General features: G+C 59.3%; 19 protein-coding genes. 5 read left to right on the top strand and 14 right to left on the bottom strand.

Annotated features, from left to right (window positions below):
- Both BLQ98_RS10440 and BLQ98_RS10435 read left to right on the top strand, forming a co-directional pair.
- Positions 1-615: a hypothetical protein gene (locus tag BLQ98_RS10440; protein ID WP_093733323.1), complete on the top strand. Its 615-nt coding sequence runs from the start codon at positions 1-3 to the stop codon at positions 613-615.
- Positions 616-680: 65 nt separating this feature from the next.
- A complete protein-coding gene (locus BLQ98_RS10435; RefSeq protein WP_093733259.1) occupies positions 681-1,391 on the top strand; it encodes an alpha/beta fold hydrolase in 711 nt (236 codons plus the stop codon).
- 15 nt (positions 1,392-1,406) lie between these two features.
- Here BLQ98_RS10435 and BLQ98_RS10430 read toward each other — a convergent pair whose 3' ends face one another.
- Both BLQ98_RS10430 and phaZ read right to left on the bottom strand, forming a co-directional pair.
- Positions 1,407-1,997, bottom strand: a complete 591-nt coding sequence (locus BLQ98_RS10430) for a DUF6151 family protein (protein ID WP_093733258.1) — start codon at positions 1,995-1,997, stop codon at positions 1,407-1,409.
- Positions 1,997-3,313 carry a polyhydroxyalkanoate depolymerase gene (gene phaZ / locus BLQ98_RS10425; protein ID WP_093733257.1) on the bottom strand — a complete coding sequence of 439 codons (1,317 nt, stop codon included), beginning with the start codon at positions 3,311-3,313 and terminating at the stop codon, positions 1,997-1,999. Before phaZ ends, BLQ98_RS10430 begins: the two co-directional genes overlap by 1 nt.
- Before the next feature lie 105 nt (positions 3,314-3,418).
- Between phaZ and BLQ98_RS10420 the strand changes: the two genes are divergently transcribed.
- The 3 genes from BLQ98_RS10420 to phaR all read left to right on the top strand — a co-directional run bounded on the left by BLQ98_RS10420 (position 3,419) and on the right by phaR (position 6,517).
- Entirely contained in the window at positions 3,419-5,224 is a 1,806-nt protein-coding gene (locus BLQ98_RS10420; protein WP_093733256.1) for a PHA/PHB synthase family protein, read from the top strand.
- Between the two features lie 152 nt (positions 5,225-5,376).
- Entirely contained in the window at positions 5,377-5,820 is a 444-nt protein-coding gene (locus tag BLQ98_RS10415; RefSeq protein WP_093733255.1) for a phasin, PhaP, read from the top strand.
- A gap of 133 nt (positions 5,821-5,953) precedes the next feature.
- Complete coding sequence (gene phaR / locus BLQ98_RS10410; protein ID WP_093733254.1) at positions 5,954-6,517, top strand: polyhydroxyalkanoate synthesis repressor PhaR; 564 nt, start codon at positions 5,954-5,956, stop codon at positions 6,515-6,517.
- 117 nt (positions 6,518-6,634) lie between these two features.
- Here the strand turns inward: phaR and BLQ98_RS10405 are convergent, their stop codons facing one another.
- The 12 genes from BLQ98_RS10405 to BLQ98_RS10350 form a co-directional block, all read right to left on the bottom strand.
- Positions 6,635-7,813 (bottom strand): DegT/DnrJ/EryC1/StrS family aminotransferase, encoded by a 1,179-nt coding sequence (locus tag BLQ98_RS10405; protein ID WP_093733253.1) that lies wholly within the window; start codon positions 7,811-7,813, stop codon positions 6,635-6,637.
- A gap of 95 nt (positions 7,814-7,908) precedes the next feature.
- The gene (locus tag BLQ98_RS10400; RefSeq protein ID WP_093733252.1) at positions 7,909-9,213 is read right to left on the bottom strand and encodes an NAD(P)/FAD-dependent oxidoreductase; all 1,305 of its coding nucleotides are present in this window, start codon (positions 9,211-9,213) and stop codon (positions 7,909-7,911) included.
- Between the two features lie 73 nt (positions 9,214-9,286).
- Positions 9,287-10,645: a glutamine synthetase family protein gene (locus BLQ98_RS10395; RefSeq protein WP_093733322.1), complete on the bottom strand. Its 1,359-nt coding sequence runs from the start codon at positions 10,643-10,645 to the stop codon at positions 9,287-9,289.
- On the bottom strand, positions 10,645-11,325 hold the full coding sequence (locus tag BLQ98_RS10390) for a type 1 glutamine amidotransferase (RefSeq protein WP_093733251.1): 681 nt from the start codon (positions 11,323-11,325) through the stop codon (positions 10,645-10,647). Before BLQ98_RS10390 ends, BLQ98_RS10395 begins: the two co-directional genes overlap by 1 nt.
- A 13-nt stretch (positions 11,326-11,338) precedes the next feature.
- On the bottom strand, positions 11,339-12,673 hold the full coding sequence (locus BLQ98_RS10385; protein WP_093733250.1) for a glutamine synthetase family protein: 1,335 nt from the start codon (positions 12,671-12,673) through the stop codon (positions 11,339-11,341).
- A gap of 97 nt (positions 12,674-12,770) precedes the next feature.
- Complete coding sequence (locus tag BLQ98_RS10380; RefSeq protein WP_093733249.1) at positions 12,771-13,577, bottom strand: ABC transporter permease; 807 nt, start codon at positions 13,575-13,577, stop codon at positions 12,771-12,773.
- Positions 13,574-14,455: an ABC transporter permease gene (locus tag BLQ98_RS10375; protein WP_093733248.1), complete on the bottom strand. Its 882-nt coding sequence runs from the start codon at positions 14,453-14,455 to the stop codon at positions 13,574-13,576. Before BLQ98_RS10375 ends, BLQ98_RS10380 begins: the two co-directional genes overlap by 4 nt.
- A gap of 110 nt (positions 14,456-14,565) precedes the next feature.
- Positions 14,566-15,300, bottom strand: coding sequence for a transporter substrate-binding domain-containing protein (locus BLQ98_RS10370; RefSeq protein WP_093733247.1), 735 nt, complete (start codon positions 15,298-15,300; stop codon positions 14,566-14,568).
- A gap of 38 nt (positions 15,301-15,338) precedes the next feature.
- Positions 15,339-16,115 (bottom strand): ABC transporter ATP-binding protein, encoded by a 777-nt coding sequence (locus BLQ98_RS10365; RefSeq protein WP_093733246.1) that lies wholly within the window; start codon positions 16,113-16,115, stop codon positions 15,339-15,341.
- Positions 16,116-16,242: 127 nt separating this feature from the next.
- A complete protein-coding gene (locus BLQ98_RS10360; RefSeq protein WP_093733245.1) occupies positions 16,243-16,683 on the bottom strand; it encodes a tellurite resistance TerB family protein in 441 nt (146 codons plus the stop codon).
- A 37-nt stretch (positions 16,684-16,720) separates the two neighbouring features.
- Positions 16,721-17,158: a tellurite resistance TerB family protein gene (locus tag BLQ98_RS10355; RefSeq protein ID WP_093733244.1), complete on the bottom strand. Its 438-nt coding sequence runs from the start codon at positions 17,156-17,158 to the stop codon at positions 16,721-16,723.
- Between the two features lie 134 nt (positions 17,159-17,292).
- Positions 17,293-17,586, bottom strand: a complete 294-nt coding sequence (locus BLQ98_RS10350) for a DUF1330 domain-containing protein (protein WP_093733243.1) — start codon at positions 17,584-17,586, stop codon at positions 17,293-17,295.
- Positions 17,587-17,596: the final 10 nt, after the last annotated feature.

Genomic DNA, 17,596 nt, shown 5'->3' with positions numbered 1-17,596 from the left:
ATGTGGAGCCTCGAGACTTTTGGGCGGGTCCGGCTGTCCCGGCATTTCTTTATGCGCGATTTTATGTACTCTGAGATTTCGGGCTTTCACGGACAGCCCAATATCCCCGACGATCCTGATCTTGCGATCGAAAACGGGCGGGCCTTTTGCACGTCGTTGCTGGACCCGCTAGAGGAAACCTTTGGACGTATCGCTGTGCGGTCAGGGTATCGGTCGGCGGCGCTGAATGCCTATGGCAACCGGCACAAGCTGAATTGCGCGGCCAATGACAACCCGATCGAATGTCATATCTGGGATCGCGGGGCAGGGGCGCAGGCAATCGCGGGCGCCAGCATCGTGATCCCGTGGTTTGCCGACCAGTATGATCAGGGCCGCGACTGGCGCGATCTGGCGTGGTGGGTGCATGATCATCTGCCCTATTCCGAGATGTGGTTCTTTCCCAAGCTCGCGGCCTTTAACCTGACCTGGCGACCAGAGCCGCAGCGCAGCATTTCCAGCTATATCGCACCGCGCGGAATGTTACTGCGTGGCGGGAAGTCGCCGTCAGAGCCCTTGGCGCAGCGCCGCACGCGCTATAAGGATTTTCCGCCCTTGCGTGGCATCGCCTATCCATGATGAGGTACGGCGCAGCAGCAGTGTCCCGAAGTGGCGCGAATTTATGACTAATGACAGGGACATACATGGCTGACCCTCTTGTTCTTCTGCCCGGCCTCATGTCTGACGCGCGGGTGTTCTGGCCGCAGATTGCCGAACTGTCGGCGAAAACCGCCGTTACCGTGGCCCCGATCACCCAAGGCGAACGGATCGAGGAAATTGCCTCCGGTCTGCTGGATCAATTGCCCAAACGGTTTGCGCTGGCAGGGATGGGGTTGGGCGGGGCGGTCGCTCTTGAGATTTTGCGCCGTGCGCCGGACCGTTTGTCACGGTTGGCGCTGATTGGGGCCAGTCCGCTGGCCGAACCACCGCAGGCCGCGGCGGCCCGCGAGATGCTGATCGTCAAGGTCAAGTCGGGGCGGCTGGCGGATGCGATGCGCGAAGAGCTGGACCCTTTGTGGTTGGCCCCCGGCCCGAACCGCGCGGCGATCCTAGAGATCGCGATGGATATGGCAGACACGATGGGACCCGAGGTCTACATCCGTCAGGCCCGCGCCTTGCAACGGGCACGCGACCAGCAAGCGGTGCTGCGCAAGTGCAAGGTGCCGACGCTGGTGATGTGTGGCGAGGTGGGCAAGCTGAACCCCGTCAAGCGCCATAGTTTTATGGCCGAATTGCTGCCCTATGCCATTTTGCGCGTGATCGAGGGGGCAGGGCATCTGCCCACGCTGGAGCAGCCAGAGGCAACGACTGCAGCGATCAAGGAATGGATGAAGCTGCCCCTGGCCCCTGCCTAGCGACTGAGGACGGGATTAACGCAGGGCGTCGAGGATGGCTTGGCGCTGGTCGTGCGGCACGATCTGCACAGGGCGGTTGGGCGTCGTGGTATCGGGATCGATAAAGGGGTTGGTTTTCCACCGTCCCGTTATCTTGGCCCCCGCAGCACGCGATAGCGCCCCCCAGATCAACCGCGGCAGTCCCTCGTTGCGGGTTTTGCCTGACGGTGTGGGGATATATCCGGTGCCGACGATGGGCCCAAGCGCCGAAGGGTCGGACAGAGCGCTGGTCATGATGCTGGCAAAGGCAAGCTTGGGCTTGCGCAGCGTGTTGAACATCGGCGTCCCGCAGCAGGTCGCATACCAGCGCAGCAGGCTCTTTTCACCAAAAGCAAACACGCCCAGTCGGTCGAACCCCTGATCAAAGTCGAAACGGTCGGGCGTGGTTTGGAACAGTTGGACCGCCTGTGGCGCAGGGTCGGGGTGGTTCAAGTACACCTCGGCCGCGCGGCAATCGATACAGTGACACTGGGCATGGCTGCCGCGTGCGGGTGTCACGCCGCGCAAAGTCCCTTTGATAGTCCCACAGGTGCAGGCAAAGGGCAGATCACGCGGCGCGGCGGGCATTATGCTGTCGACTTCTGGGCCGGAACCGAAGTCTTGCCGGCATTGGCTGGGGCGGCGGGGGCTTGGGGGGCCGCTGCCTTGGCCGTGCGCTGGTTTTCATCGATGAATTTCAGCACCAGCGGGCGGATATTCTCGCGCCAGCTTTTGCCTGCGAAGATACCATAGTGCCCTGCGCCGTCTTCAAGATGGCTGGCCTTTTTGTCGTCGGGCAGGCCGGTGCATAGGTCCAGCGCGGCGACACATTGGCCAGGGGCCGAGATATCATCCTTGGTGCCTTCGACGGTTTTCACCGCAACATCCGTGATCTTGCCGATGTCGACGGGCTGGCCTTGGATCGTGAAGCTGTTGGTGCCGATTTCATTGTCCTTAAAGATCCGCTGCACGGTAGACAGGTAGAATTCGGCGGGCATGTCCATCACGGCGAGGTATTCGTCGTAGAACTTGTTATGCTTGTCATGGTCGCCTGCCGTCCCTTGTGCGACGCGCATGATCTGGTCGCGGAAGGCCTTGGCGTGGGTTTCGGCGTTCATCGTGATGAAAGAGTTCAGCTGCAACAGACCGGGATAGACCTTGCGGCCCACGCCCTGGTGCTGGAAGCCGACTTGCTGGATCATCATCTCTTGCAACTGGTTCATGTTCACGCGGTGGCCGAAATCCGTCACCTCTGTCGGGCTGGCGGCGGTGTCGATCGGGCCGCCAATCAACGTGAGCGAGCTGGGCTGCGCCTTGGGATCCTGTTCGGCCAGATAGGCGGTTGCGGCAAGGGTCAGTGGCGCAGGCTGGCAGACGGCGATCACATGCACGTCGGGGCCCAGATGGCGCATATAGTCGACGAGCCGCAGGGTATAATCCTCTACGTCGAACTTGCCGGCGCTGACAGGGATGTCGCGGGCATTATGCCAGTCGGTGATGTACAAATCCGCATCGGGGATCAGGCTGATCACGGTGGACCGCAGCAGGGTCGCATAGTGGCCCGACATGGGCGCGACCAGCAGGATCTTGCGCTTGGGCGTGTCGCGGCCCTGCACAACGAAATGCACCAGATCGCCAAACGGACCTTGAAGCTCTTTTTCAATCAGGACGGGATGATCCAGACCATCGGCACCAACAGCCGGCGGAATGTCCCAATCAGGTTTGACCACCATGCGCGAAAAGCTGCGTTCGGTGACTTCGCCCCAAGCGGCCATCCAGTTCAGCGCGGGGTTCGGAACAGCGGCAAAAGCGGGATACGATGCCATCGCCAACGCGGTGGCGCCAAGCCACTGATTGGTGTTTCTCATCGTTTCCATTAAATCGTAAGATGCCATATACTTCATGTAAGGGGTCTCCTGTTGGGGGGCCTTGCGCCCTGCATCTTGTCGGACCCTCCCCCAAAGGTCGGCGCGATGCTGCAGGTGCAAACATAGGGAGGAACGGTTAACATGACAATAAAAACAACTAAGACCGACGTTGAGAGTTCCAAGGCACAGGAACGTATGGAGGAAAACCTGCGCAAGGTCGAAGCGCTGGGGGCACGACTGTCGCAGATCATGGTCGGGCGGGACACGCATCAGGCGAGTTTGGACGGCCCGAATCAGGAGCTGTTCACAAAGGCTGCGACGTCCTATTGGACCGAAGCTGTGCAAAATCCGGCCAAGATGATCGAGCAGCAGGTGTCGTACTGGAGCAAATCTGTCAGCCACTTCGTCGAGGCGCAGCAGGCGCTGGCCAAAGGCAAGCTGGAAGCTCCTGAAGATACCGCGCCCGAGGACCGCCGCTTTGCCAACCCGTTGTGGAAATCGCACCCCTATTTCAATTTTGTCAAACAACAGTACCAGATCAACGCAGAGGCGCTTGGCCAAGCGGTCGAGAACGTCGCCGATCTGGCCCCGCACGAACGCAAACGCCTGAGCTATTTTAGCCGCCAGATCGTTGATCTGATGAGCCCGACAAATTTTCTGGCCACCAACCCCGATGCTTTGGAACGTGCCGTCGCCACAGAAGGTGAAAGCCTGATCCGCGGGCTTGAGAACCTGATTGCTGACCTAGAGGCCAACAACGGCGAGCTGGTTGTGCGGCTGGCGGATGAGAGCGCGTTCGAGCTGGGTCGCAACATCGCCACAACCCCCGGCAAGGTCGTGTTTCGTAACAAATTGTTCGAACTGATCCAGTATAGCCCCAGCACCGAAAAAGTGGACGCCACCCCAATCGTGATCTTTCCGCCGTGGATCAACAAGTTCTACATTCTTGATCTGAAAGAGCAGAACAGTCTGGTCAAATGGATCGTGGACCAGGGCTATACGTTGTTCATGGTGTCATGGGTCAATCCGGACCAAAGTTATCGTGACATTGGCATGGGCGACTATATCGAAGACGGGTTCCTGACCGCGATCAAGGAGGCCAAGGCGATCACGGGTCAAGACAATGTGCATGCCGTGGGGTATTGCATTGCAGGCACGACACTGGCGTTGGCGCTGTCGCTGATGAAACAGCGGGGCGATACGTCGGTCAAATCCGCGACCTTCTTTACCGCCCTGACCGACTTCTCCGATCAAGGTGAGTTTCAGCCGTTCCTGACCGATGATTTCATTGACGGGATCGAGGCAGAGACACAGGATAAAGGTATGCTGCCGTCGCTTATCATGGCACGTACCTTTTCGTTTTTGCGGTCGAACGATCTGGTCTATGGACCTGCGATCAAGAGCTATATGCTGGGCGATACGCCGCCCGCCTTTGATCTGCTGTACTGGAACGGCGACGGGGCGAACCTGCCGCAACGCATGGCGATGGAATATTTGCGGGGGCTTTGCCAGCAGAACAAGCTGGTCGACGGCGGGTTCGACCTGCTGGGCCACCGGCTAAAGCTCGAAGACATTGACGTGCCGCTGATGGCAGTCGGTTGCGAGACGGACCACATCGCGCCGTGGAAAGACAGCTATCGCGGCGTGGGGCTGATGGGCAGCGCTGACAAGACATTTGTCATGACGCAGTCGGGGCACATCGCAGGCATCGTGAATCCGCCCAGCAAAGGCAAATACGGCCACTATACCAACGCTGATGTGTCGCTGGACCACGAGGACTGGCGAGAGGGCGCGACCTTCCACGAAGGGTCTTGGTGGCCCCGCTGGGGGGCATGGCTCGAGAATCAGTCCGACGGTAAGGTGGATGCACGTATTGCGGGTGAAAATGGCCGTGAGACGTTTGGCGATGCGCCCGGCACCTATGTGGCCCGCAGGGCAAGAGGTTGATCTGATTGCCCAATTTTTTAGGGGCGTGAGTGTCGAGAAATGACGATGCTGCAATGCAGAAAAAAGCTTGCAATGCCGCACTGCAGCATCTATCTTAAGTTTAGTCATAACGAAGCGGTAGACGCCGCTTACCCCCATAAGGAGAGTTTACCATGACGAAGACACCAGATTTCGCCGCGATGATGAAAGACATGATGGGTGCATTCCCCGTTGACACATCCGCAATGAACGATGCGTTCAAAACCACCGCGACGCTGAACGAAAAGCTGTCCGGTGTGGCCCTGAGCGCCGCTGAGAAATCCGCAGCGATTTCCAGCAAATGGACTCAAGACACCCTGACAAAAATGTCGGAAATGTCGAAAGCCAAGCAAGAGCCTGCTGATTATGCCAAAGCAATGACCGAGTTCACCTCGGCTTCTGCCGAAGTTGCGTCCGAGCACATGGCCGCTTTTGCCGAGATCGCCAAAAAGGTCCAGATGGACACTGTTGAGCTGATGATGGCTGCTGGCAAGGACATGTCCGAAGAAGCAACGGCCGCTGTCAAAAAGGCAACTGCCGACGCGACAGCCGCGACAAAGAAAACCACAGCGAAGTAATCGCTCTGGCCTTTGGTTCAGTAAAGATTGATGAGGGCAGACTTTGCGGTCTGCCCTTTTTTGTGGCGCCTATCTTTTTCATTTAAGCTGCCCTAAGCTGCAATGCAGCATGCCTATTTGGGAAGGACCTAGTGTGACCGAAACAGTCAAGCCCCTGCTTATCAAACGATATGCAAGCCGCCGCCTGTATAATACCGAAACCAGTGATTATGTCACTTTAGACGATATTTCGGGCTTTATCCGCGATGGCCGAGAGGTGAAGATTGTAGACCTGAAATCAGGCGACGATCTGACCCGTCAATACCTGCTGCAAATCATCGCCGAACACGAAAGCCGCGGTGAATCCGTGCTGCCCGTGGATGTGCTGAACGATCTTGTCCGCAGTTATATGTCCCCCGATGCCAGTGTCGTGCCGCAGTTCTTGAAATCGTCGTTCGATATGCTGCGCGATGGTCAGGCACGGGTGCTCGAGAATATGAATACGATCAACCCGATGTCGAAAATGCCGGGCTTCGAGGTCATGCAGGCCCAGCAAGAGGCCTTTATGAAAGCGATGACGGGCACCATGCCGACGCCCTGGAATGGCATGGGGGGGGGCGATGCGCGCCCCGCCAAGGGGGGCGGTCAGGATGAAAGTCTTGATGCGATCAAACAGCAGCTGGCCGAACTGCAAGAGAAACTGTCAAAGTTGAAGTAACCTCTTTCTCGGTGCGTTTTAGATGCGTTAGAACGGTCAAAGCCCATCCGCTGACGGGTGGGCTTTGTTGTGTCTGCCGGATGCCTCCGGCGGGAGTTTATCTGGCAAAATGAAGCCTCAGGCCGCGGCGGATTTCGTCACCGTTGCCAGCGCCCCCAACAGCACATTCACGATGGCGTCTAAATCGGCGGTTTGCAATTGCACGGGCAGGCGCACATCGCAGGCGGCCATCAACATGGCGCGGGTCTGGGGCAGGTCGGGCAAATCTTGAATGAACTGCCAATTCCAGAAAGCGCGCGCATTGTCAGTGCTTTGACCAAAGACCTGCACCTTGACGCCCGCCTTGGCGCTGGCATCTGCAAAGGCGCGGATGGCCGCGTCGTCCAGACCCACAAGGTTGAACTGGATGGAATCCGGTGCCCGGGTCTCGGGGGGGAGCGGGGCGGGGACGTCGATCTGTGGAACGGCATTCAGCTTGGCCGCGACATAGTCGTGGTTACGCAGCCCGTCGGCCACACGGCGGGGCAGTTCGGCCAGTTGGGCCCGCACCAGCACCGCCGACAGGTTGTTGAGCCGCAGGTTATAAAGCGGCAGCTGGTTCTGCCACCGCGCACAGGCGTCAGCGATGCCGGGGTGTTTCTTCCAGTTGTGCTCGTACGCCCCTGACATAATGATCGCACGCGCCACGAGATCGGCGTCGTCGGTGATCAGGATACCGCCTTCGCCCGCGTTGACCATCTTGTAGGACTGGAACGAGAAGCAGCCGATCTTGCCGATGGTGCCTATCTTGCGGTCATGCCAGAGCGTGCCGAGCGAATGGGCCGCGTCTTCGATCACGGGTATATCTGCGGCATCGCAAAGCGCCATGATCGCATCCATATCCGAGGTATGCCCGCGCATGTGGCTGATGATCACCGCATCTACCGTCGGCAGCTTGGCGGCAAAATCCGCCATATCAATCCGGTAGTTCGCCCCGACTTCGCACAGCACCGGCGTATAATTGGCGTGGATCACAGCGGAGGGCACGGCAGCAAAGGTAAAGCCGGGGATCAGCACCTTGGCGTTCTGCGGCAAGTCCAGCGCCAGCAATGACAAAAACAGCGCGGCAGAGCACGACGACACTGCCAGCGCATAGCGGCTGCCCATCATTTGCGCGAACTCGGCCTCAAGCAGGGATACCGGCGCATCGGCAGCAGCGGTGTAGCGAAACAGATCGCCGCTTTGCAACAGCTGCTCTATCTCGGCGCGGGCAGAGTCCGGAATAGCTTCGGCGCTGTGCATGTCGGGCAGGGTCATATTTCAATATCCTGAATGTTTGTTTTCAGAATGGTAAAACAATGCGCCTGTGGGACCAAGCGTTTTCACCGCTCGGCTTCATGAATGTTTTGTGACTAGATCCCCAGCCGATCGCGCAAACTGAACCAGGTCATCGCCAGCGCAAGCAGCGGACTGCGCAAGGCTCCGCCGCCGGGGAAGCTGGGGGTGGGCAGGGCGCTCATGGTGTCAAAGCCATCGCCGTCGCCTTCAATCGCACGTGCCATCAGCTGGCCTGCGTGGATCGCCGTGCCGACGCCGTGGCCGGAATAGCCAGAGGCCGACAAGATATTCGGCGCAATACGTGCGAGAAACGGCAGACGCTTCATGGTGATCGCCAGCGTGCCGCCCCAAGCGTAATCGATTTTTACATCGCGCAAAGCGGGGAAAACCTGGGCCATGGGCTTGCGGGCTTTGGCCGCGACATCACTGGGGAACCGGTAGCCATAGCTTTCGCCGCCGCCAAACAGCAGCCGCCCGTCATGGCTAAGCCGGAAATAATTCACCACGAATTTGCTATCGGCCACGGCGACGTCACGGGGCAACACTTCCTTTATGCGATCCCCCAAGGGTTCGGTGGCGATGATAAAGTTGTTGATCGGCATCACCTTGGCCGCAACCTTGCGGTTCAGCCCGCCAAGATAGCCGTTGCAGGCAAGGATCACATGATCCGCCGTGACCCGCCCGCCATCGGTTTGCACAGTGGCGGGGCTGCCTTCGGTGATGTGATGCACGGCGCTGCGTTCATAGATTTCGACCCCTGCTGCCTGCGCCGCCCGTGCCAGCCCAAGGGCGAGGTTCAGGGGATGTAGATGCGCGGCCCCCATATCCAGAATACCGCCAGCATAGGCGGGCGAGGCGCAGACATTGCGCAGAGCGTTGCGGTCCAGCACCTCTATCTGGTCGTAGCCATAGCGGTCCTGCAAGAAGCCAGCATAGGCGTGCAGGTGGTCCACATCCGTCGACGCGCTGGCGGTCCAGGCCACACCGGGCTTGAGGTAGCAGTCAATGTCATGGGTGGCGATCAGCTGCTTGACCAGCGCCTTGGCGTCTTCGCCTAGGTCCCACAGACGGCGGGCGGCGTTAGCCCCGACCATCTTTTCAAGCGCGTCCTGTTCGACCCGCTGACCACTGCCCAGCTGACCGCCATTGCGGCCCGATGCGCCAAAGCCCACGCGCTGCGCCTCGACCAGCACGACGCGGCGTCCGGCTTGTGCCAGATGCAAGGCGGCGGACAGTCCGGTATAGCCGCCGCCCACGATGCAGACATCGGCGCGCTGGTCCCCCTTTAGGGTTGGGTAGGGGGTGCTGGGGGTCGCGGTCGCAGCGTACCAGCTGTCGGGGTAGCGCCCCGGCGCGTCATTTTCATATAGCAGATTCATGGCAGATAGGCCCCCTCGACCGCTTCCAAATGGTCCTAAATCCTCGCCGAAGGCTCCCGCGGGTGCGGCGAACCTAGACGTTCATCAACAGGTGCTCACGCTCCCACGGGGAAATCACATGAAGGAATTCTTCATACTCGGCGCGTTTCACGATGGCATAGACGCGGGCGAACTCGGGGCCTAGCACGTCGTGCAGGGTTGTGGCCTCTTCGAACAGATCCAGTGCTGACCCTAGAACCTGCGGGATATCCCCGTCGCCATTATAGGCGTCACCCTTGAATTCGGGTTTGGGGTCTTTCTGCTCCATCAGGCCCAAATAACCACAGGCGAGCGAGGCGGCGATGCCGAGGTAGGGGTTGCAGTCCATGCCGGCCAAGCGGTTCTCGACGCGGCGTGAAGCTGGGCCGGACAGGGGCACGCGGATGCCCGTGGTGCGGTTGTCGCGGCCCCATTCCAGATTGATCGGCGCGGCGTGGTCTTTGACGTAGCGCCGATAGCTGTTCACATAGGGTGCAAGGACGGCCAGCGCGTCGGGCATGTGGTTTTGCATACCGGCGATGAAGTGGTAGAAGGCGTCCGTCTCGCCGCCTTGCGGGCCGGAGAAGATGTTCTTGCCCGTTGTCGCGTCCAGCACCGAATGGTGGATGTGCATGGCGCTGCCGGGTTCGTTGGCGATGGGTTTCGCCATGAAGGTGGCATAGCAATCGTGGCGCAGCGCGGCTTCGCGGATCAGACGTTTGAAATAGAATACCTCGTCTGCCAAACGCACAGGGTCACCGTGGATCAGATTGATCTCCAGCTGGCCCGCGCCGCCTTCTTGGGTGATGCCGTCAATTTCGAAGCCCTGCGCCTCTGCGAAATCATAGATGTCGTCGATCACGGGGCCGAATTCGTCCACGGCGGTCATGGAATAGGCCTGTCGCGCAGCGGCGGGACGGCCCGAGCGGCCCATCATCGGCTTGATTTCGTGGGCGGGGTCAAGGTTGCGGGCGACCAGAAAGAATTCCATCTCGGGGGCCACAACGGGTTCCCAGCCTTGCGCGCGATACAGCTCGACGACCCGCTTTAGCACATTGCGTGGCGAATAGCCCACAGCGTTGCCATCGCGGTCATAGGCGTCGTGAATGACTTGTAAGGTCCAGTCACCGGTCCAGGGGGCGGCGGTCGCGGTCGAGATATCGGGGCGCAGGATCATGTCTTTTTCGATGAAGCCGTCAACACCGGCGGCATCGCCCCATTCGCCGGTGATGGTCTGGTAGAAGATGCTGTCGGGAAGGTGAAAATATTCCTGACGCGCAAATTTCGTCGCAGGCACTGCCTTGCCGCGTGCGATGCCGGGAATATCAGGGATGATGCATTCAACTTCGTCGAGCCGTCGACCCTCTAGATATGTACGTGCTGCGGGGGGAAGCTCTTCAAGCCAGTCGGACATCATAATCTCTCTTTCTTGAGGAAGTCTGCAATGTGGTCGGCGATTTTCGCGTTGTCAGTGGGGGCGTCCAGCAGGGCGGAGGCAGATTCAAGCTGGTGATCGGGCACCACGCCTTTGCCGCGGGTGCGGATCAGCCCGTCGATGAAATCTTGCGTAAACTCGGGGTGGGGCTGGATCGTCCAGATTTGATCATCATAAAGGAGGGCGGCATTGGCACAGAAATCTGATGCGCCGACGACCTTTGCGCCTTGGGGCAGTTCGGTAACCTGATCCTGATGCCAAGCGTTCAGCGCCAGCGTTTCGCCGTCGATGGTGTATTCGGTCCGGCCGACAGACCAGCCCCCCGCGAATTTTTCGACTTTGCCGCCAAGGGCTTGGGCGATAATCTGGTGGCCAAAGCAGATGCCGACCAAGGGGCGGCCTGCGTCGCGTATGCCACGGATCAGCTGTTCAAGCGGTGGGATCCAGTCGTGGTCTTCGTAGGCACCGTGTTTGGATCCGGTGATCAGCCAACCATCCGCATCCACGGCAGAGGCGGGGAAGTCGCCATCAACCACCGACCAAATCTGAAAGTCAAAATCATGCCCGCCCAGCAGTTTGACGAACATATCACCATAATCGCCAAGCGCGTCTTTCATGTTGTCGGGGGAGTGGCCGGTCTGGAGGATGCCGATTTTCATGCGCGCCATCTGTTTACACCGTGTCCAGATAGATTTCGACCTGCTCTTGCGGGGTCAGTTCTTGCATATAATGCAGCTCTTGGCGCTTGGTTAGGATGAAGTTGCGCACCATTTCGGGGGCAAAAATGCGTTTCACCTCTTCCGAGTTTTCGAAGGCATCGATCGCGGATTTCCAGTCGCCTGGAATTTGCGGCAGTTCGGCGGCATAGGCGTTGCCGGTGATCGGGGCAGGGGGTTCGGCCCCGTCTTCGATGCCGTTCATCGCGGCCCCCAGTACGGCGGCCAGCATCAGATAGGGGTTCACATCGCCGCCCGACACACGGTGTTCGATACGCCGCGCCTTGTGGCTGCCCGACGGGATACGGATCGACGAGGTACGGTTTTCATAGGCCCAGGAAATGCCCGTGGGCGCGTGGGCACCGGGGACCATCCGGTCAAAGCTGTTGGCATGAGGGGCAAAGACCAGCGCGCAACCGGCCATGGCGTTCATGCAGCCCGCAACGGCGTGGCGCATGATCGCGGTGCCTTGGGGGCCGCCGTCGTCAAAGACGTTGTTGCCGTTCTTGTCGAGCACAGAGAAATGCGTGTGCAAACCAGAGCCGGGGTAATCCTCGTAGGGTTTCGCCATAAAGCTCGCGGCAAAGCCGTGGCGGCGGGCAAGTCCCTTGACCAGCATCTTGAACAGCCACGCATCATCGGCGGCGCGCAGGGCATCGTCACAGTGCATCAGGTTGATTTCGAACTGGCCCAGACCTGCTTCTGAAATCGCGGTATCGGCGGGGATATCCATCTCTTCGCAGGCGTCATAAAGGTCGGTGAAGAATTCATCGAACTGGTCAAGCGCGCGGATCGACAGGGTTTCAGCCGCCTTGCGGCGTTTGCCCGACCGCGGCGACAGGGGCACCTGAAGCTTGCGGCCCGAATCGTCGATCAGAAAGAATTCAAGCTCCACTGCGCAGACCGGTGTCAGCCCGCGCGATTTATAGCGATCAACCACCGCGCGCAGGGCATGACGCGGGTCACCGCCATAGGGGCGGCCATCCTCGTGGAACATCCAGATCGGCAGCAGGGCGGACGGCGCATCAAGCCATGGCATCGGTAGAAAGCCACGCTCTGTCGGGTGCAGGATGCCGTCGGCATCGCCGCTTTCGAACACCAGCGGGCTGTCGTCGATGTCTTCGCCCCAGATGTCGAGGTTAAGCACCGACATCGGAAAGCGCGTGCCGTCCTCTACGACCTTGTCGGCAAAACGCGTAGGGATGCGCTTGCCACGGGCCTGACCGTTCAGGTCGGCGGCGGCCACACGGATTGTGCGGACCTGAGGATGTTTGCGAAGCCAGTTTTTCATATCACACCTTGCAAGCGGCGGGCGTGAACGGTGTTCTTAAAACATGAAAACCGAAAGTAGCGCCCACGCGCTAAATAATTTGATCAAAAAATAGATACTACCGGATCAGATTTAGACGCAAGCGAATTTTCCGCACCGATGACTGGGGCAGGTGGCGGTTTAGACGGCGATTGATCAGCCCGAAGACAGAGATGATCACGAGTGTCAGTAGAATGAAATAGCCGGCGAGAATGGGATAGGGGATGAACGGGTTGAACGTTTTATCCGCAAAATAGCTGGCATAATAAAGCGCATCGCCGCGTTGTTGCAGCGCCGGAAAACCGGTGAAAAAGACCAGTGTTGTTGCATGAAACAAGAAGATCGCCTCGTTGGTATAGGCGGGCCAGGCCAAACGCAGCATGGTCGGCCAGACGATGCGCTTGAAACGCGGCCTGCCCGAAATGCCATAGGCATCAGCGGCTTCGGTGTCGCCTTTGGGGATGGATTGCAGCGCGCCATAGAAAATCTCGGCCGAGTAGGCGGAGGTGTTAAAGAACAAAACGATCAACGCCCCGAGCCACGCGGAGGTGAACATATCAAAGAACGGGTGCACAGATTTTAGGCTAAGGAACAAAAAATAGCCGAAAAAGAACTGGATGAACAACGGCGAGCCGCGAAACAGAAAGATAAACCATTCCGACGGTTTGCGCAGCCAAGGGCTGGGGTGCGCCTTGCCCACGGCCAGAACCGTTGCCAGCAGAAAGCCGCTGATCAGCGCGAAAAATCCGTAGTAGACGTTCCAGATCATGCCCGACCCGATCAGGGTGAATTGATCACACAGCGTAAAGTCACTGCGCGGCAGCAGCCGTTCACCATAGCCAAGCGAGCGCAGCCCGTAGGATTGGATCGTTTCCCAACAGGTCATGCGGCGGCCTTTCGCTGCGCTTCACCACCGGCGGTGGCCTGACCTTTGGTCAGTCGCCGCATCAGCCGGTCAAGCACGATTTCAGACACCCGGGTAAAGCAAAGGTAGAAGACCAGCAGTGCTAGGAAATACCACATGCGCCAGTCGGGGTGGGGGTAATCAGTAAAGCGCGGCGTCTTGGCCCCGCCCAGATCACGCGCCCAGTACACGATGTCTTCGATGCCCAACAAGAACAGCAGCGGGGTTGCTTTGATCAGCACCATCCACAGGTTGCCCAACCCGGGCAGCGCATAGACCCACATCTGCGGCACAAGGATACGCCAGAAGGTCTGGCGCGGGCTCATGCCGTAGGCTTCGCCGGTTTCGATCTGCGCCCGTGGCACGGCGCGCATCGCGCCATAAAGCACATTAGCCGCAAAGGCACCGAACACGATTGCAAAGGTCAGGACGGCGAGCGAAAAGCCGTAGGCTTCGTGGACCCATTGCGCCGAATTCCCAAGCGGCATTTTGGCGGCCTGACAGACCAGAAAGTCACTGCCCTGACGGATCGGTTGATCCCAGTCGGGGCATTTCACCTTGTGGCGTAGGTATTCGATTCCCTGATCCAGCGCGATGACAAAAAACAGGAAGAAGGCGATGTCGGGCACGCCGCGCACAATGGCGATATAGGCGCGACCCAGCCATGACAGTGGCGCAAAGGGCGACCGCGCGGCCATCGCGCCGCCAAAGCCAAAGGCAAGTGCTGCGGGGGCGGTGATGGCAAGCAACAGCAACACTGTGCCGAATGCGCCATAGAAAGCCAAATGCTTGCCCGTGGTCAGGTAGCACGTCAGCCATGACAGGCCGGAAAGCGTTTCTGGGTCGGTGCAAGCAAAAATAGCGAAATGTCCCGGTGGTATGCGCCCTTTTGCGGGCGTCTGTATTGGGGTCTTTAGTCAGATCGGTAGGCAGAGAAAAGGGGGCGGCAGACGTGCCGCCCCGATCAGGATCAGAATGTTTTGGCGTCGTCGCCGAACCATTTGATGATCAGCTTGTTTAGGCTGCCGTCATCCTTCATCGACTGGATGGCGGTGTCGAACTTTGCTTTCAGCTCTGTGTCGCTTTCGCGCAGGCCAAGGCCGATGCCGCCGCCCAGTGGTACGTCATCACCGACAAATACCATCTCGCCGCCGGATTCCTCGACCGTGGGGACCAATGCGTCCTTATCGGCGAAAACCGCGTCGGCTTCGCCGTTGTTCACGGCTGCGACGGTTTCGTCATAGGTGGCGAATTCCAGCAAGGTGGCACCGGATTCGGCGACGTGACCCGCTTGGATCGTGCTGGTCTGCGCGGAAACGACGCCGCCTGTGATGTCGGCATCAGCCGATTTCGCGGCATAGGCAGAGGCCGCAGGCGGGAAGTAGTTCTGTGTGAAATCAATCACTTCTTCGCGCTCGTCGGTGATGCTCATGCCGGCGATGATGGTGTCGTAGTTGCCCGATGTCAGGTTCGGGATGATGCTATCCCATTCGTTGGTGACCCATTCGCAGGTCAGCTCGGCACGGGCGCAAAGCTCGTCGCCGACTTCGCGTTCAAAGCCGTCGACTTCGCCCGCGTCATTGAGGAAGTTATAGGGAGGGTAGGCCCCTTCGGTCCCCATGCGGATGGTCTTGCCGTGGGCATCTGCCATGGCGAAACCTGTGCTGAGCGCCAGTGCGGCAGTGGCAAGAACGAGTGTTTTCATTTTTGAAGTCTCCCAGTTTATTGTTTTTTGGTCGTTTTTTAGTCCGCGTGGGTGGCCGAGAGGAACCCGCGCAGACGTTCCGATTTAGGGGCACCGAACAATGCGTCGGGGGCCCCTTGTTCTTCGATCAAACCCTGATGCAGGAAAACGACGTGGTCCGAGACATCGGCCGCCAGTTTCATATCATGGGTTACGATCATCATGGTCCGCCCTTCGGCGGCCAGATCCTTGATGACTTTGACGACCTCTTGTTCAAGCTCGGGATCAAGCGCCGAGGTCGGTTCGTCGAATAGCAGTGCTTCGGGTTCCATGCACAGCCCGCGTGCGATGGCGGCGCGTTGTTGCTGGCCGCCCGACAGCTGCGCTGGATAGACATCGCATTTGTCGCCGATGCCCACCTTGTCGAGATACGCCCGTGCTGCGGCCTCTACCTCGGCGCGGTCGCGGCGCAGAACGGTGAGGGGGGCCTCCATCACGTTTTGCAGAATCGTCATATGGGCCCACAGGTTGAACTGCTGAAACACCATCGACAGGTTCGTGCGAATGCGCAGCACTTGCTTGGGATCGGCGGGGCGGCGGTTGTGGCCCGTGCCTTTCCAGGTGACGGCCTCGCCGTTGAAGCGCAGATCGCCCTCTTGGCTGTCTTCCAACAGGTTACAGCAGCGCAGCAGCGTCGATTTACCGGAGCCGGACGACCCGATCAGCGAGATGACGTGCCCGCGCGGGGCCTTGACCGACACCCCCTTGAGCACCTCCAGAGGGCCATAGGCCTTGTGCAGATTGTTGATCTCAATAACGGGGGGCTGATCTGTCACTGTGCTGCCTTATTGTGCATTCCGCAGCAAGTTAAGGTGATTTTAAGGGGGATTTGCAATCCAGAACTTGGGTTTCGCCCAATAATTCAACGGTTGACCCCGCGTAAATTCACCGCCTGCGCGTAAACTAGTCTTTGTCTTCAATCTGCTTGCGCACGATGGCGCTGTCGGTGTCTGTGACCCCCAGCAAGTTGGCCACCAAACGCAGCAATGCGTTTTCTTCGTCAGAGCGCATGCCGTCAGCCAGCACGACTTCCCACAGCGCTTTGATCACGGCAAGGCGGGCGTCATAGGGCACGGCATCCTTGATCGCGCGGGTAAAGCGAACGGTATCGGGGGCTTCGGCTTCAAGCGCTTCGGCGTCGGCACGCAGGGAGGCGGTGTCGTCATCATCCAGCGCATATCGTTTGGCGATGATCTGGTCGATGCGCGCGCGCTCGGACGGGGCGTATTCGTTATCCGACTTGGCGATGCGCACCAACAGCGCGGTCAGCGCAAGGCGGGCATCCCCGTCGGGAAGCTGGGCGGGATCAGGCTGGGTCAGCCGTTTGATGAATTCTGCAAACATGGGCGTGATATAGAGCGGTTGCGGCGTGAGGCCAAGGTCACAAAGCTTTCAACGCTTTTTCGCGGGCGGCGGACATGTCTTTGTCGCTGAGCCCAAGCGCAGTTTCGATCGCCAGCAGCTGAATTTCCTCGTCGTCGTCGCGCGCCCCATCGGCCAGCGCCACGGACCACATCGCATCGCCAAGCGCCTTGCGGTCGTCATAGGCGACTTCCTCGCGCAGGATTTGCGCGAATTCAGGCGTGCCCGGCGCGTGGCGTTCCAAGGCTTCGCAAGTGGCACGTAGTTTCGCCGCCTCGATCGGTTTCAAACCAAAGGTCTGCGCCAGAATGCGGTCGATCTGCCCGACTTCGGCCGCACGGTAGGTGCGATCGGCCAGCGCCACACGCACCAGCAATGCACCAAGCGCAAGCTGTGGGGTCGGCTGTGGCAGCGGCTTGGGGTCCGGCTTGCGGCGGGGGAATAGACGTTCAAACATGGCAACTCTTTATCGTTCGGGGCGTTGTAGGCTAACTCAAATCAAAGCCGGACGTTCCAATTGGCCCATATTCGCAAAGGGGTGATGTATAAAAAGCGCAATTCTAAACGCGCACACAACTGCTGTTCGTGGCCTCAGGCGTCATAGCCTTCGACGATGACAAGATTGCCATCCGACACCGACGACCGGATGTCTTTGGCCGCCTGATACCCGTCGCTTTCATAGCAGGCCACGGCATCCGCAAGAGAGGCGAATTCGATCACAACGATGCGCGGGTGTGACGTACCTTCGCGGACGTCTGGCGTGGCCCCGCGGACCAGAAACTTTGCCCCGAAATCGGCAAAAGGCTTGGCATTTGCAGCGCGGTATTTGTCGTAGACCTCGGCGTCACGGACGTCGACATTTGCGATCCAGTATCCTTTGGGCATCGGTAGCTCC

This window comes from Sulfitobacter litoralis, assembly GCF_900103185.1.
In the GTDB taxonomy this organism is placed as follows: domain Bacteria; phylum Pseudomonadota; class Alphaproteobacteria; order Rhodobacterales; family Rhodobacteraceae; genus Sulfitobacter; species Sulfitobacter litoralis.
The sequence above is the reverse complement of the archived record's forward strand: the minus strand, read 5'-3'. Positions and strand labels throughout refer to the sequence as shown.

What these genes read in the sequence shown, in the direction of transcription:
- BLQ98_RS10390 (WP_093733251.1), bottom strand. Translation starts at nt 11,325, where the DNA reads ATGAAAATCGGCATCCTCCAGACCGGCCACTCCCCCGACAACATGAAA.
- BLQ98_RS10385 (WP_093733250.1), bottom strand. Translation starts at nt 12,673, where the DNA reads ATGAAAAACTGGCTTCGCAAACATCCTCAGGTCCGCACAATCCGTGTG.
- BLQ98_RS10420 (WP_093733256.1), top strand. Translation starts at nt 3,419, where the DNA reads ATGACAATAAAAACAACTAAGACCGACGTTGAGAGTTCCAAGGCACAG.
- BLQ98_RS10415 (WP_093733255.1), top strand. Translation starts at nt 5,377, where the DNA reads ATGACGAAGACACCAGATTTCGCCGCGATGATGAAAGACATGATGGGT.
- BLQ98_RS10380 (WP_093733249.1), bottom strand. Translation starts at nt 13,577, where the DNA reads ATGACCTGTTGGGAAACGATCCAATCCTACGGGCTGCGCTCGCTTGGC.
- BLQ98_RS10400 (WP_093733252.1), bottom strand. Translation starts at nt 9,213, where the DNA reads ATGAATCTGCTATATGAAAATGACGCGCCGGGGCGCTACCCCGACAGC.
- BLQ98_RS10405 (WP_093733253.1), bottom strand. Translation starts at nt 7,813, where the DNA reads ATGACCCTGCCCGACATGCACAGCGCCGAAGCTATTCCGGACTCTGCC.
- BLQ98_RS10440 (WP_093733323.1), top strand. Translation starts at nt 1, where the DNA reads ATGTGGAGCCTCGAGACTTTTGGGCGGGTCCGGCTGTCCCGGCATTTC.
- BLQ98_RS10355 (WP_093733244.1), bottom strand. Translation starts at nt 17,158, where the DNA reads ATGTTTGAACGTCTATTCCCCCGCCGCAAGCCGGACCCCAAGCCGCTG.
- phaZ (WP_093733257.1), bottom strand. Translation starts at nt 3,313, where the DNA reads ATGAAGTATATGGCATCTTACGATTTAATGGAAACGATGAGAAACACC.
- BLQ98_RS10370 (WP_093733247.1), bottom strand. Translation starts at nt 15,300, where the DNA reads ATGAAAACACTCGTTCTTGCCACTGCCGCACTGGCGCTCAGCACAGGT.
- BLQ98_RS10430 (WP_093733258.1), bottom strand. Translation starts at nt 1,997, where the DNA reads ATGCCCGCCGCGCCGCGTGATCTGCCCTTTGCCTGCACCTGTGGGACT.
- BLQ98_RS10360 (WP_093733245.1), bottom strand. Translation starts at nt 16,683, where the DNA reads ATGTTTGCAGAATTCATCAAACGGCTGACCCAGCCTGATCCCGCCCAG.
- BLQ98_RS10435 (WP_093733259.1), top strand. Translation starts at nt 681, where the DNA reads ATGGCTGACCCTCTTGTTCTTCTGCCCGGCCTCATGTCTGACGCGCGG.
- BLQ98_RS10350 (WP_093733243.1), bottom strand. Translation starts at nt 17,586, where the DNA reads ATGCCCAAAGGATACTGGATCGCAAATGTCGACGTCCGTGACGCCGAG.
- BLQ98_RS10395 (WP_093733322.1), bottom strand. Translation starts at nt 10,645, where the DNA reads ATGTCCGACTGGCTTGAAGAGCTTCCCCCCGCAGCACGTACATATCTA.